The sequence below is a fragment of the Exiguobacterium sp. s64 genome (assembly GCF_018618035.1).
Classification (GTDB): Bacteria; Bacillota; Bacilli; order Exiguobacteriales; family Exiguobacteriaceae; genus Exiguobacterium; species Exiguobacterium mexicanum_A.
The window spans coordinates 430,524-443,730 of record NZ_JACSLH010000001.1; the positions used below are offsets into that span (position 1 = coordinate 430,524).

Below are 13,207 nucleotides of genomic sequence, written 5' to 3' on the forward strand. Positions count from 1 at the left end.
ATCATGGGAGAAGTCTTATCTCAACAAGAAATTGATGCCTTGCTATCGGCGTTAAGCAGTGGCGACGTCGAAGCCGACTCCTTTTTAAATCAAGAAGAAGAGCGGAAGGTTCGGCAATATGACTTTAAACGGGCGGTCCGCTTCTCGAAAGACCAAATCCGAAGTCTGACCCGAATCCATGAACATTTCACGCGCATGTTGACGACGTTCTTTTCGGCTCAGCTCCGGACGTACGTGCAGTTCACGGTCAATTCGGTCGAGCAGCTCCCGTACGATGAATTCATTCATTCCATCCCAAGTATGACGATGATCAACTTGATTGAGGCTCCGCCGCTCAACGGCCGCTTCATCATCGAGGTCAACCCGAACATCTCATATGCGATGCTCGACCGTCTGCTTGGTGGTCCAGGAGTCGAAATCGAAAAAGTCGAGAGCTTCACAGAAATCGAGATGCGCATCTTGACCCAGTTATATAAACGAGCGTTTGCCGGATACGGGGAGGCGTGGGAGTCAATTGCCGAGATCAAGTCAGAGATGACCGCGGTCGAGGTCAATCCGCAGTTTCTTCAACTCGTCTCGCCAAACGAGACGGTCGTCCTTATCTCGATCGGTGTCACCATCGGCGAAGTGAGCGGCACGATCAACGTCTGCTTGCCGTTCGTGACGATCGAGCCGGTGTTATCCAAACTGTCGAGCCATTACTGGATGCAGGAGGCCAACCGCCGCAATGCGAGCGGCAACAGCAAGGAACCGCTCAAAGCCCAATTGATGAACTCGACGGTTGAGGTCGTTTCTCTGCTCGGAGAGACGACGATCACGTTCGGTGACTTGTTACATTTAGAGGTCGGGGATTGTTTGACGCTCGACCAATTGGTGAAAGACCCATTATCCGTCATGGTAGGGGAAAATAAAGTGTTCAAAGGGCAAGTCGGTGTGAGCGGGAAGCGGATGGCCGTCCAAGTGCTCCACCGGGTGAAGGAGGAAGAGCAATGAGTGAGATGTTGTCACAAGATGAAATAGACGCGTTATTACGAGGGACGAGCGACTCGTCAAAACCAGAGGCGAAGCCCGAAGAGCATCTTGACTCGATGGAGAGCGACGCCTTAGGAGAGATCGGGAATATCTCGTTCGGTAACTCGGCGACGGCACTATCGACGTTACTGCAACAAAAAGTAGAAATCACGACCCCAATCGTCAGTGAAGTCAAAATCGATGCGCTCCGTGAGCGTTATCCAACACCGCACGTGGCGCTTCGCGTCGGTTACACAGAAGGTTTGAAAGGCGAAAACGTCCTCGTGTTGACACGTGAGGATGCGGCCATCATCTCGGATTTGATGCTCGGCGGGAACGGGATCGATGTCGATCCGGAAGGGTTGGACGAAATTCGACTCTCGGCCGTGCAAGAAGCGATGAACCAAATGATGGGGGCAGCGGCGACATCTTTGTCGACGGTGTTCTCAAAAAAAATTGACATTTCACCGCCTCTCGTCGAAGTGTTCGATGCGACGAAGACCCAAACGATCATCGATCGTCTCGAACTTTGGGAGACGATGGTGTTGATCGAGTTCAATTTGAAAGTCGGTACGTTGATCGACTCAAAAATCGTTCAAATCGCACCGATTCAATTCGGGAAACAGCTCGTCAATGAATTGATGACGGCCACATCCCCTCAGCCGGTCGTGCCTGCTGCGGCCGCCCCGAAGCAAGAAGCACCAAAAGCACCGGCCGCACCGGCTCCCCAACAACCTGTACGTCAGGAAGTGAAGTCGGCACCGGAAGTCGCTGTCAGTCAAGCGGAATTCATGCCGCTGCATGCGCCTGCGACGAACGATTCGATTCCCGCAAACCTCGGTCTGTTGTATGACGTGCCGCTCAGCGTGACGGTCGAGCTCGGGCGGACGAAACGTTCGGTCCGCGAAGTGCTTGAGTTGTCGCAAGGATCGATCATCGAACTCGATAAACTTGCCGGTGAGCCGGTCGATATTTATGTGAACCAACAACGGATTGCCCGCGGCGAAGTCGTCGTCATCGAAGAGAACTTCGGGGTCCGTGTAACAGAAATTATCCAACCGCACGAGCGGATTGGCATCGTTTAAGGAGGAAGAACAATGAGTGCAAAAATTTTGGTGGTAGATGATGCGGCGTTCATGCGCATGATGATTAAGGATATCTTGACAAAGAATGGATTTGAAGTCGTAGGGGAAGCGGAGAACGGTGTGGATGCGGTCGCAAAATATCGTGAACTCATGCCGGACCTCGTCACGCTCGACATCACGATGCCAGAGATGGACGGTTTGGCCGCTTTGAAAGAAATTCGTGGCTTTGATTCAAACGCGAAAGTAATCATGTGTTCTGCGATGGGACAACAAGCGATGGTGATCGACGCAATTCAAGCTGGGGCGAAAGACTTCATCGTCAAGCCGTTCAATGCGGAACGGGTCGTCGAAGCGGTTTCGAAAACGGTCGCACAATGAACAAGTGGTGGTTGATTATCCTTCTCGTGGTCGGGCTAAGCGTCCCGGCCACGGTCGAGGCCGCCACCGTCGATCAACAGTTCGAGCAACAACAGCCAGACGCTGAAGACCAGCCGGTGAAATCGGCCGTCTCATCAGTCGGGACAGCGATCAAGCTCATCTTGAGCATGGTCGTTGTCATCGGCGGTTTTCTCGTCCTCGTGCGTTGGTTGAACGCACGCACGCAAGGCGTCAAAACGGCACAGCATTTGACACATCTCGGCGGGGTACCGCTCGGCAAAGACCGATCGGTACAACTCGTCAAGCTCGGCGAACAAGTTTACGTGCTCGGAGTCGGTGACTCGATTCAACTGCTTGATCGGGTCGATGCCGAAGCGATGGATGAAGCGATCCACGACGCGCCAGCCTTGAACAACTCGAACACGTCGGCTTTTCTCGACACGTTTAAACAGCAATTGGCCCAGATTGAAGAAGTGAGGAAGAAACGATGACGACGATTGAACAACTGATCAACCTAGAGACAACAGATAGCACATCGACTTCGATCAAATTGTTAGTCGTGTTGACACTGCTCACGCTCGCGCCATCTTTCTTAATCTTGATGACTTGTTTCACGCGCGTCGTCGTCGTACTTTCCTTTATCCGTCCGGCGCTCGGTACGCAGCAAACACCGCCGAACCAACTGATTATCGGGCTCGCCCTGTTCATCACGTTGTTCGTCATGTCACCGGTGCTATCGGAGTTGAATGACAAGGCACTATCGCCATACATGGACGACCGAATCAGTCAAGACGAGGCGTTCGAAGAGGCGGGGAATACGATGAAGCGGTTCATGGCCCAATACACGCGCCAAGAAGATTTGCAATTATTCATTAAATATGGGAACTATGAGCAACCTGAGTCGGTCGAAGACGTCCCACTCCTCGCGATGGTTCCGGCCTATGCGATTAGTGAACTGAAAACGGCATTTCAAATCGGATTCATGATCTTCTTGCCGTTCTTAATTATCGATATGGTTGTGGCGAGTGTCCTTATGTCGATGGGGATGATGATGCTTCCACCGGTCATGATCGCCTTGCCGTTCAAACTGTTATTGTTTGTGTTGGTGGATGGATGGCACTTGATTGTGGAGTCCTTGCTTAGAAGTATGTAGGAGGAACGAATATGACGCAGGAAATGGTCATCTATTTGGCGACGGAGAGTGTGTGGACGTTATTAAAAATCTCGATGCCGCTCTTGTTGATTTCACTCGTCGTCGGTCTCGTCATTTCGATTTTACAGGCGACGACACAGATTCAAGAGCAGACGTTATCGTTCGTCCCAAAAATCGTCTCGGTGTTTATCGGGCTCGTTATCTTTGGGCCTTGGATGCTGCAACAGATCGAAGGGTTCACCCGATTGATTTTTGAACTGATGGTCGAGGTCGCCTCGAAATGAACGCGGTCGATTTTATCAGTCTATACGGTTTGACGTTCGCACGTCTGTCCGGTTTCTTCGTGAGCGTCCCGTTGTTTTCATCCCGACAGCTACCTGTCATGCATCGCGTCGCCTTCAGTGCTTTTTTAGCCTACTATGCGATGTTCACGGTGACGGAGCCGCTCGAGCTTGGGCAAGCCTATATCTTGCAAGTGTTATACGAAGTGCTGATCGGCTTGGTGCTCGGCGTATTGATCAATATTTTGTTCTTTGCGCCCCAGATTGCGGGAGGGGTCATCGATTTGCAGCTCGGACTCGCGATGGCATCGGCGTATGACCCGATGTTCGGAGGCCAGTCGCCATTGATCGGACGTTTTTATTACATCTTCACATTGTTTATCATGCTGTCGAGCAATTTACATTTACTGCTGATCGATGGCATCTATTATAGCTTTCAAATATATCCACCGGGCCAGCCGATCATCAACTTTAGTGAAGCGTCGCTCATGATGGCCGTGAAGGTCGTCACGATGACGATGATGGTCGCTTTACAGCTCGCCTTTCCGCTCATGGCATCGCTCTTGCTTGTCGACATGGCGCTTGGGTTCTTGGCGAAATCGGCCCCGCAGTTCAATATTTTTGCAATCGGATTCTCATTCAAACTGATTGCAGGTTTCTCGGTCATGGTCGTCATGATGGGGTTGACCTTGAACGGCATCAGCCAGTTCATCCCGATTTTACAAGAAGTGTTGCGTGATTTTATGACATTGCTAGGAGACGCCTCATGAAGCCTCTATATACCTTATCGGTCGATCTTCAATTTTTTGCAGGAGAAAAAACCGAAAAAGCGACCCCGCGTAAGCGGGAGGACTCGCGCAAGAAAGGCCAAGTCGCCAAGTCGGCCGATTTGACCGGCGCGTTCGCCTTGTTCGCGATGTTTCTCATGTTATCGTTTTTAGGTCCGTATCTCGGCAAGCAACTGTTCGGGTTGACGAAGGATTTGCTCGGTACGAGTTACTTGTTGTTCGACTTATCGAATGGATTGTCCGGGATGCTTACCGACTTGTTGCTTCGTGTCGGTTTGATTGTGGGACCGTTCTTCGTCGTCGCGGTCGTGTTCGGGATTTTGATCAACTATCTTCAAATCGGGACGTTGTTCTCGGCAGAGGCGATCCAACCGAAACTCGAACGCATCGACCCGATCAAAGGGGTCAAGCGGATTATCAGTATGAAAGCGGTCGTCGAATTTTTAAAGTCCTTATTCAAATTATTGATTATCCTGACGACTGCTGTTGCCGTGCTCTGGCAGAATCAAAAAGAGCTGTCCCGGATGGCTGTCGAACATGTCCGTGAATCGGTCATCGCGCTCGCGAGCATCACGATCGAACTTGGACTATGGGTGAGCGTCGCCTTGCTCGCACTCGCGTTGCTCGACTTTTTCTATCAACGATTCGATTTTGAGAAATCGATTCGCATGTCGAAACAAGATGTGAAGGACGAGTATAAAAACAGTGAAGGTGACCCGCTCATCAAGTCAAAAATCAAACAACAACAACGGGAGATGGCGATGCGCCGCATGATGCAAGAGATTCCGAACGCGGACGTCGTCATCACAAACCCGACCCATTATGCCGTCGTCATTCGCTATGACGACACGAAAGACTTTGCGCCGCTCGTCGTCGCCAAAGGCGTCGACCAAGTCGCCTTCAACATCCGCGACGTGGCCAAAGAACATGACATCCCGATTGTGGAAAATAAACCGTTGGCCCGCGCACTTTACGCCCAAATGGATATCGGGGAAGTCGTTGACGAGTCGTTTTATCAGGCGATCGCTGAAGTGCTCGCGTTCGTCTATCAATTGAAACAACCGTCTTGAGGAGGAGTATGTGTTGGCTGTAAAAGCGAAAGATTTCGCGGTATTGATCGGCGTTCTTATGATCGTCGTCATGCTCGTCATCCCGTTACCGGGGTTCATATTAGATTTTTTAATCATTGTTAATATACTGATCGCCTTGCTGATTTTGCTCGTCGCGATGAACGCCCGCGAAGCGCTCGACTTCTCAGTCTTTCCTTCGCTCTTGTTGATCGTGACGCTGTTCCGGCTCGGATTGAACGTGTCGACGACGCGGTCGATTCTTTCGACCGGGTACGGGGGAGAAGTTATTGCGACGTTCGGGAACTTCGTCGTCGGAGGAAACGTGCTCGTCGGGTTCGTCGTCTTCCTTATCCTCGTCATCATCCAGTTCGTCGTCATCACGAAAGGGGCGGAACGCGTGTCGGAAGTATCGGCTCGCTTCACGCTCGACGCCATGCCTGGTAAACAGATGGCGATTGATGCCGACTTGAACTCAGGATTGATTGACGACAAGGACGCTCAAATCCGTCGAAAAAAAATTCAAAGTGAAGCCGACTTTTACGGATCGATGGACGGGGCCTCGAAGTTCGTCAAAGGGGACGCCATCGCCGGGATTATTATCGTCGTCATCAACTTGATTTTTGGAATCATCATCGGGACCGTCCAAATGGGCCTCCCGGTCGGTGAAGCGTTCCAGACGTTCTCACTCATGACGATTGGGGACGGGCTTGTCGGTCAAATCCCGGCGCTCCTTATCTCGACGGCGACCGGCATCATCGTCACGCGTGCCGTGTCGGATGGGAATTTAGGAGAAGACGTCGTCGACCAGCTCGGTCAAAATCCGACGCTCCTCTATATCGCCGGCTCGATTGTGATCATGCTCGGGTTTATCTCACCGAGTCTGCTCCCGGTGACGGTCATCATCGCCGGTGTCGCTTTCTATGGGGCGTATGCGATGCGCCGCAACATGAAACGAGTCATCGATACACCGCTACCGGAAGAAGAACCAATGGCACCGACGGAGACCGTCGTGTCGCTGCTACAAATCGATGCCATCGAGTTCGAGTTCGGTTACGGACTTATCCCGCTCGCCGATGAGTCGCAGGGCGGCGACCTGCTTGACCGGGTCGTCATGATTCGTCGTCAGCTCGCGCTCGAACTCGGCTTCATCTTGCCGACGGTCCGAATTCGAGATCATTTGCAACTGTCTCCGAACGCGTACCGCATCAAAGTGAAAGGCAACGTCGTCGCTGAAGGGGAGCTGTTGCTCGATCATTACTTGGCGATGAGCCCTGGCATCGAAGACCCGGAAGTATACGGCATCGAAACGACGGAACCGGCGTTCGGCCTCCCGGCTCTCTGGATTGACGAAGAGACGCGGACTCGCGCTGAAATGAGCGGGTACACCGTCGTCGATCCGCCATCGGTCGTCGCGACGCATTTGACGGAGACGCTCAAGAAACATTCGGCAGACCTTCTCGGCCGTGAAGAGACGAAACAACTCGTCGAACACTTGAAAGAGACGCACCCGGTGCTCGTCGAAGACGTGACACCATCCGTCCTATCGATTGGCGACATTCAAAAAGTGCTCCGTCATCTATTGAAAGAACACGTCTCGATTCGCAATTTACCGCTCTTGTTCGAGACGATGGCCGATTATGGAAAAGTGACGAAAGATGCCGATATCCTCGGCGAATATTGCCGCCAAGGCCTGTCCCGTCAATTGACGGACCAAGTCAGCCCGCCGGACGGACCGCTCTACGTCGTCACACTCGGTGGCCAGACCGAACAGCTCATTCAAGACGCCGTTCAAAAAACCGAGTTCGGCAACTATTTGGCGCTCGACCCGGAACAGGCGCGCGAGATTATCGAACGCTCGGGTGAGCAACTGTCGATGTTCGAACGCTACGGGGCTTCGGCCGTCATTTTATGCTCGCCGACGATTCGTTTGTTCGTGAGACAACTGCTCGAACGATATTATCCAGACGTACCGGTTCTCGCCTACAACGAGCTGCTCAGCTCGATTGAAGTGAAAAGTATTGGGGTGATTTAAATGCAAATCAAAAAATATACCGGCAAGACGATGGCGGAAGCGATGGCGAAAGTCAAACAGGAGTTTGGTGACGACGCCGTGATTTTGAACTCCCGTCAAGTGAAGAAAGGCTGGCTCGGCCTGTTCGCATCGCAACACGTCGAGGTCATCGCCGCGCTCGAGAAAGCACCGCTCGCTGTCAAACCGCGTGCCGCGACGAAACCCGTCGCACCATCGAAGCCTGTGAAGGCTACGACGCGTCCACCGCACCAAACGAACGAATCAAGTCAGGCGGCGACCGTGTCGACGTCGAGACGGTTGCCCGCAGCGCTGGCGCATGTCGAATCACTGCTCGCCTCCGAGTCGTTCCGTGGTGAGACGTGGGACGAAGCGATCAACGAGCTGTATTACACGACAAAATCGGTGGAAGTCGTCGAACGCTACGTGCGTGATCAAATCCGGAGTTCCTTCTTGGCTGTCCCCGAACCGAAACGGTATATGATGCTCGTTGGTCCGACCGGGGTTGGCAAGACGACGACGCTCGCCAAACTTGCCGCTCACTACAAACTCGAGCATGGGCTCTCGGTCGGTCTCATCACGACGGACACGTACCGGATCGCGGCAATCGAACAATTGAAAACGTACGCCGAGATTTTAGACATCCCGGTCGAGGTCGCCTACGACTTCAATGACTTCAAACGAGCGAAACAACTGTTCGCACGGAAAGACATCATCTTGATTGATACGGCCGGTCGCAACTTCCGCGACGAGGCATACGTCGAACAGTTCGAGCGACATCACGATTTCTCGGAAACGAGCTTGTCGCTCGTCCTCAGCTTGACGTCGAAGATGCGGGATATGGACATGATTTATCGCCAATTCGAACCGTTGCCGCTCCAGTCGCTCATCTTCACGAAAGCCGATGAGACGAGTGACATTCACGCGATGTATCGGATGGTCCGCGAGAGCGGACTGCCGGTCGCTTGGCTGACGGACGGACAAGAAGTGCCGGACGACCTTGTCGCCGGAGAGCCGGACCGATTGACGGATCGTTTACTTGAGAAAGAAGGGTGGACCCAATGGACCAAGCAAGACGTCTGAGGGCGAAAACGGAGACCGCACCGACGACAATCGCTTTTGCGAGCGGGAAAGGCGGGGTCGGTAAAACGAACGTCTGCGTCAATACGGCCATCGGTCTCGTCGAGCTCGGGAAACGTGTCTTGATCGTCGACCTCGACATCGGGATGGCGAACGTGCACATTTTATTGAACGCGTCGCGGTCACGAACGATGATGGATTCGGTAAAAGCGCGAATTCCGCTCGCCGCCTCGGTTCAGAAAGACGTGCATGGTGTCGATATATTACATGGGGGAAGTGGGCTCGACGAACTAGTCCAATTCTCACATGCAGATATGCAATTTTTTATGCGTGAACTCGAAGTGCTGACCGAATACGATTATGTGTTATTCGACATGGGGGCCGGGGCGACAGACACGTCGCTCCAGTTCATCGAGGGATGCGATGAGATGTTCCTTATCTTGACGCCTGAACCGACCTCGCTCATGGATGGATATGCCTATACGAAGCTCGTTCATCGTCAAAGTCCGGACTTACCGCTCGGTGTGATTGTCAATCGGGCCCAATCGGGTGAAGAAGCGCTGCAATGTTTTGAACGAATGGAAGTTGCATGTGAGCAGTTTTTAAAGAAATCGATTCGATTCCTCGGGTATTTACCAGATGACGCCACGGTCAGACGAGCGGTCATCGCCCAAGTCCCGTTTTACCATCTGGACCGGAAGAGTGACATCAGTTGGCGGCTTGAACGGATTTTAACGACATTGACCGGGACACCGCCGAAGCCGCGTCATTTTATGGAACGCTTGATGGGGAACTTGAAACGTCAGTGGAACCGAGTCTAACGACAGGGAGGCATTATAGATGGACGTGAACGAATACTTAGGATTGTTTTTAGACGAATCTCAAGAACATATCCAATCGGTTAACACCCAGCTGTTGAAACTAGAACAGACGGGCAGTCAGGAAGCGATTCAAGAGATTTTCCGCTCGGCACACACGCTCAAAGGGATGTCGGCGACGATGGGATACGAGAGTGTCGCCAACTTGACGCATGAGATGGAGAGCGCGCTCGATTTGGTTCGAGCCGGAAAGAAAGAGAGCAACCAGTTGTTGCTCGATACGATGTTCTCGGCCATGGAACAAATCGAAGAGATGATCGCTGATATCGAGACGGGAGGCAGAGGCGCAAACATCGATGTGACGGCGACAGTGTCCGCGTTCCAGTCATTTATCGGTAGCACTCCGAAAGCAGTCGAGGTGGTCGATGAGACGGTCTTCACGGCCGACCTATATACCGATTCGGTCATCACGCAAGCGAAAGAGACCGGCTTCGAAGCGTTCCAACTTCATGTGAAGCTATCGGATGCCGTCGTGTTGAAAGCGGCGCGCGCCTACATGGTGTTCGATCGCCTCCAAGAACTCGGCGAAGTCGTCCGGACGGTTCCTGAGACCGAGGCGATCGAGCAAGAACAGTTCGATCTCTCATTTGACGTCTTGTTCGTGTCTCAGGAGTCAGCGGACGTGATTGAGCATGCCGTGTCCCAAGTGTCGGAAGTCGAGCACGTCCAAGTGACACCTTACACGAGTGCGGCAGCCGGTGCGCCGGAAGTCGCCGTCAGTGCCGAGAGCGTCGCCGTGGCCGAAGTGAAACCGAAAGCGGTGGAGGCGGACGAACCGAAAGAACAGGCCGTCGCACAAGCGAAGACGATTCGTGTCAACTTAGAGCGGATCGATCGTCTGATGAACTTGTTCGAAGAATTCATCATCGATCGCGGTCGTCTTGAGCGGCTCGCCGACGAAGTCGGTCAACCTGAACTGAACGAAACGGTCGAGAAAATCAAACGCGGTACGAACGAACTTCAATCGCTCGTCTTGACCCTCCGCATGATGCCGATCGAGCAAGTGTTCAATCGCTTCCCGCGCATGGTGCGTTCGGTCGCGAAAGATATCCATAAAAAAGTCCAACTTGAGATCACCGGTGCTGAGACCGAGCTCGATCGGACAGTCATCGATGAGATCGGTGACCCGCTCGTCCATTTGATTCGTAACGCCATCGACCACGGCATCGAGTTGCCGGAAGTCCGCCTCGAAGCCGGGAAGCCGGAACAAGGTCGACTCGCGCTTCGCGCTTACCATGGCGGCAACCGTGTCTTCATTGAAATCGAGGATGACGGGGCAGGGATCAATGTCGATAAAGTCCGCTCAAAAGCACTCGAACGAGGCGTCATCACGCCTGAAGAAGCGACGGCGATGACGGACAACGAAGTAGCCATGCTCATCTTCGCACCTGGATTCTCGACGGCAGACGTCGTCACCGATCTTTCAGGTCGCGGCGTCGGACTAGACGTCGTCAAAAACAAGATCGAATCGCTCGGCGGGGTCGTCACGCTCGAGACGGTCGTCGGACAAGGGACGAAATTCCAAGTCAGCTTGCCACTCACGCTCTCGATCATCTCGGCGATGCTCGTACAAGTCGGCGATGAGACGTACGCCGTTCCGCTGTCATCGATTCTCGAGACGACGCTCCTCGACGAGGCCGACATATTGACGGCCCATCGCGAACGCGTCTTCGACTTCAGAGGTCAGCTCGTCCCGCTCGTTTACTTGAAAGAAATGTTCGCGATCGAAACGGAAACGAAGACGCAATTCCCGGTCGTCGTCGTCCGCAAAGGAAACAAGCTCGTCGGTGTGGTCGTCAATGACTTGATTGGCCAACAAGAGATCGTCATGAAGCCGCTCGGAACTTATCTCGAGGGCATCCCGGCCATCTCTGGTGCGACGATACTCGGAGACGGGCGTGTCGCCTTGATTGTCGACAGCAACGATCTGTTCTAAGGAGGAAGAAGGATGGAACAAAAATGGGTAGTCTTTTCATTGGGATCGAACACATACGGAATCGATGTCCAGTCAGTCCGCTCGATTGAACGGGTACAACCGGTCACACGCGTCCCGAACGCGCCGGCTCACGTCAAAGGTGTCATCAATCTGCGCGGGGTCGTCACACCGGTCATCGACCTTCGGCTCCGTCTCGGTTACGAGGCAGTCGAACCGACCGAAGAAACACGGATTTTGATCGCTTCACTCAATCAAGGCGATGCCGGCTTTATCGTCGACCGGGCCAACGAGGTCGTGGAAAGCGAAGACGTTCGCATCGAGCCGATTCCGGAGTCGAGCCGAGACATGTTGTCGGCTCACTTGACGGCGATCGCCAAAGGTGAGGACAAATTGTTCTCGCTCCTCGACGCCAACGCATTATTCGAGGAACAGCATGCTGAGTGAGTTCGAGCAAGATTTATTGAAAGAACTCGGCAATATCGGTTCTGGTCATGCCGCGACGGCATTGTCGACGCTCTTGGGCAAGCCGGTCACGATCACCGTCTCATCGGCGGAGATGGAACCGATCACATATTTGCCGGAACGCGTCGGCGGGCCGGAACGTCACGTGGCGTCCGTCTTGTTGGAGCTCGGCGGTGACATTAGCGGCATGATTCTCATCTTGTTTCCGGTCGATGATGCCGAAACAATGGTCGCTTCCCTCATCGGAAGCACGTTCTCGTTCCAAACGGCGGACGAGCTCGGCCAGTCGGCATGGGAAGAAATCGGAAACATCATGAGCGGGGCTTACGCCCGGGCGCTCGGGGATTGGCTCGATACACCAATCTCCATCCAAGTCCCGGCGACAGCGGTCGACATGGCGGGTTCGATCGTCGAATTCGTCGTCACGTCGGTCCAACCTGAGGAAGATGCGGCACTCTACATCGATACGACGTTCCGCATCGATGAGAAAGTAAGTGCTGGGCATGTGTTGTTCCTACCGACGCATGGCTCGCTCGAACGGATACAACAGCGGTTGATTGGCCATGGCTGAAGTCATCAAAATCGGCATCGCGGAATGGAAGCAGACGACCGCGCCGAACAAATTGCGAACGGCAGGACTCGGTTCGTGCGTCGGCGTCATCTTGTATGACGTCCGGCTCCAAGTCGCGGCGATGGCCCATGTCATGTTGCCGGATTCGGCGATTGCCCGGAAACACCAAACGGTTGAAGTAGGAAAATATGCGGATACGGCCATCGATGCGCTCGTCGCGTCGTTGAAACGGGCCGGAGCGGGTCGGCTGCAAGCGAAGATGGCCGGCGGCGCCCAAATGTTTCAATTCAAGTATGAGAACGAGGCGATGCGGATCGGTGAACGAAACGCCGAAGCCGTGCGCAACGCACTGAAAGCGCACCGTATCCCGCTCATCGCAGAAGACTGTGGCGGGCATAACGGACGGACGATCGAATTTGATGTGGCGACTTGCGTCCTGTCGATTCGAACGGTCAGCGTAGGAACTAAGGAAATCTAGGGGGGAT

Annotated in this window: 15 protein-coding genes; all 15 read left to right on the forward strand. The window is 53.5% G+C overall.

Annotation, left to right across the window (positions count from 1 at the left end; genetic code table 11):
- Nucleotides 1-3: 3 nt before the first annotated feature.
- Genes fliM through KNP64_RS02295 form a run of 15 tightly spaced genes read left to right on the forward strand, consistent with a single transcriptional unit; the run spans nt 4 to nt 13,200 of the window.
- Nucleotides 4-993: a flagellar motor switch protein FliM gene (gene fliM / locus KNP64_RS02225; protein ID WP_131484570.1), complete on the forward strand. Its 990-nt coding sequence runs from the start codon at nt 4-6 to the stop codon at nt 991-993.
- On the forward strand, nt 990-2,096 hold the full coding sequence (gene fliY, locus KNP64_RS02230) for a flagellar motor switch phosphatase FliY (protein ID WP_214710605.1): 1,107 nt from the start codon (nt 990-992) through the stop codon (nt 2,094-2,096). The genes fliM and fliY overlap by 4 nt, the downstream gene beginning before the upstream one ends.
- A gap of 12 nt (nt 2,097-2,108) precedes the next feature.
- Nucleotides 2,109-2,474, forward strand: coding sequence for a response regulator (locus tag KNP64_RS02235; RefSeq protein ID WP_021067131.1), 366 nt, complete (start codon nt 2,109-2,111; stop codon nt 2,472-2,474).
- On the forward strand, nt 2,471-2,965 hold the full coding sequence (locus KNP64_RS02240) for a flagellar biosynthetic protein FliO (protein ID WP_214707459.1): 495 nt from the start codon (nt 2,471-2,473) through the stop codon (nt 2,963-2,965). Before KNP64_RS02235 ends, KNP64_RS02240 begins: the two co-directional genes overlap by 4 nt.
- Nucleotides 2,962-3,627, forward strand: a complete 666-nt coding sequence (gene fliP / locus KNP64_RS02245) for a flagellar type III secretion system pore protein FliP (protein ID WP_214791510.1) — start codon at nt 2,962-2,964, stop codon at nt 3,625-3,627. Before KNP64_RS02240 ends, fliP begins: the two co-directional genes overlap by 4 nt.
- 11 nt (nt 3,628-3,638) lie before the next feature.
- Nucleotides 3,639-3,911 carry a flagellar biosynthesis protein FliQ gene (fliQ, locus tag KNP64_RS02250; protein WP_034777219.1) on the forward strand — a complete coding sequence of 91 codons (273 nt, stop codon included), beginning with the start codon at nt 3,639-3,641 and terminating at the stop codon, nt 3,909-3,911.
- Nucleotides 3,908-4,678 carry a flagellar biosynthetic protein FliR gene (gene fliR, locus KNP64_RS02255; RefSeq protein ID WP_214791507.1) on the forward strand — a complete coding sequence of 257 codons (771 nt, stop codon included), beginning with the start codon at nt 3,908-3,910 and terminating at the stop codon, nt 4,676-4,678. The genes fliQ and fliR overlap by 4 nt, the downstream gene beginning before the upstream one ends.
- Entirely contained in the window at nt 4,675-5,766 is a 1,092-nt protein-coding gene (flhB, locus tag KNP64_RS02260; protein ID WP_034777221.1) for a flagellar biosynthesis protein FlhB, read from the forward strand. Before fliR ends, flhB begins: the two co-directional genes overlap by 4 nt.
- 58 nt (nt 5,767-5,824) lie before the next feature.
- Nucleotides 5,825-7,798, forward strand: coding sequence for a flagellar biosynthesis protein FlhA (gene flhA, locus KNP64_RS02265; protein WP_251126271.1), 1,974 nt, complete (start codon nt 5,825-5,827; stop codon nt 7,796-7,798).
- A complete protein-coding gene (locus tag KNP64_RS02270; RefSeq protein ID WP_214763888.1) occupies nt 7,799-8,878 on the forward strand; it encodes a flagellar biosynthesis protein FlhF in 1,080 nt (359 codons plus the stop codon).
- Nucleotides 8,857-9,696, forward strand: coding sequence for a MinD/ParA family protein (locus KNP64_RS02275; RefSeq protein ID WP_034777227.1), 840 nt, complete (start codon nt 8,857-8,859; stop codon nt 9,694-9,696). The genes KNP64_RS02270 and KNP64_RS02275 overlap by 22 nt, the downstream gene beginning before the upstream one ends.
- Nucleotides 9,697-9,715: 19 nt before the next feature.
- Nucleotides 9,716-11,689, forward strand: a complete 1,974-nt coding sequence (locus KNP64_RS02280; RefSeq protein WP_214710608.1) for a chemotaxis protein CheA — start codon at nt 9,716-9,718, stop codon at nt 11,687-11,689.
- A gap of 12 nt (nt 11,690-11,701) precedes the next feature.
- Nucleotides 11,702-12,133, forward strand: coding sequence for a chemotaxis protein CheW (locus KNP64_RS02285; RefSeq protein ID WP_034777232.1), 432 nt, complete (start codon nt 11,702-11,704; stop codon nt 12,131-12,133).
- The gene (locus KNP64_RS02290) at nt 12,123-12,722 is read left to right on the forward strand and encodes a chemotaxis protein CheC (protein ID WP_138859595.1); all 600 of its coding nucleotides are present in this window, start codon (nt 12,123-12,125) and stop codon (nt 12,720-12,722) included. The genes KNP64_RS02285 and KNP64_RS02290 overlap by 11 nt, the downstream gene beginning before the upstream one ends.
- Entirely contained in the window at nt 12,715-13,200 is a 486-nt protein-coding gene (locus tag KNP64_RS02295) for a chemotaxis protein CheD (RefSeq protein WP_138859594.1), read from the forward strand. The genes KNP64_RS02290 and KNP64_RS02295 overlap by 8 nt, the downstream gene beginning before the upstream one ends.
- Nucleotides 13,201-13,207: the final 7 nt, after the last annotated feature.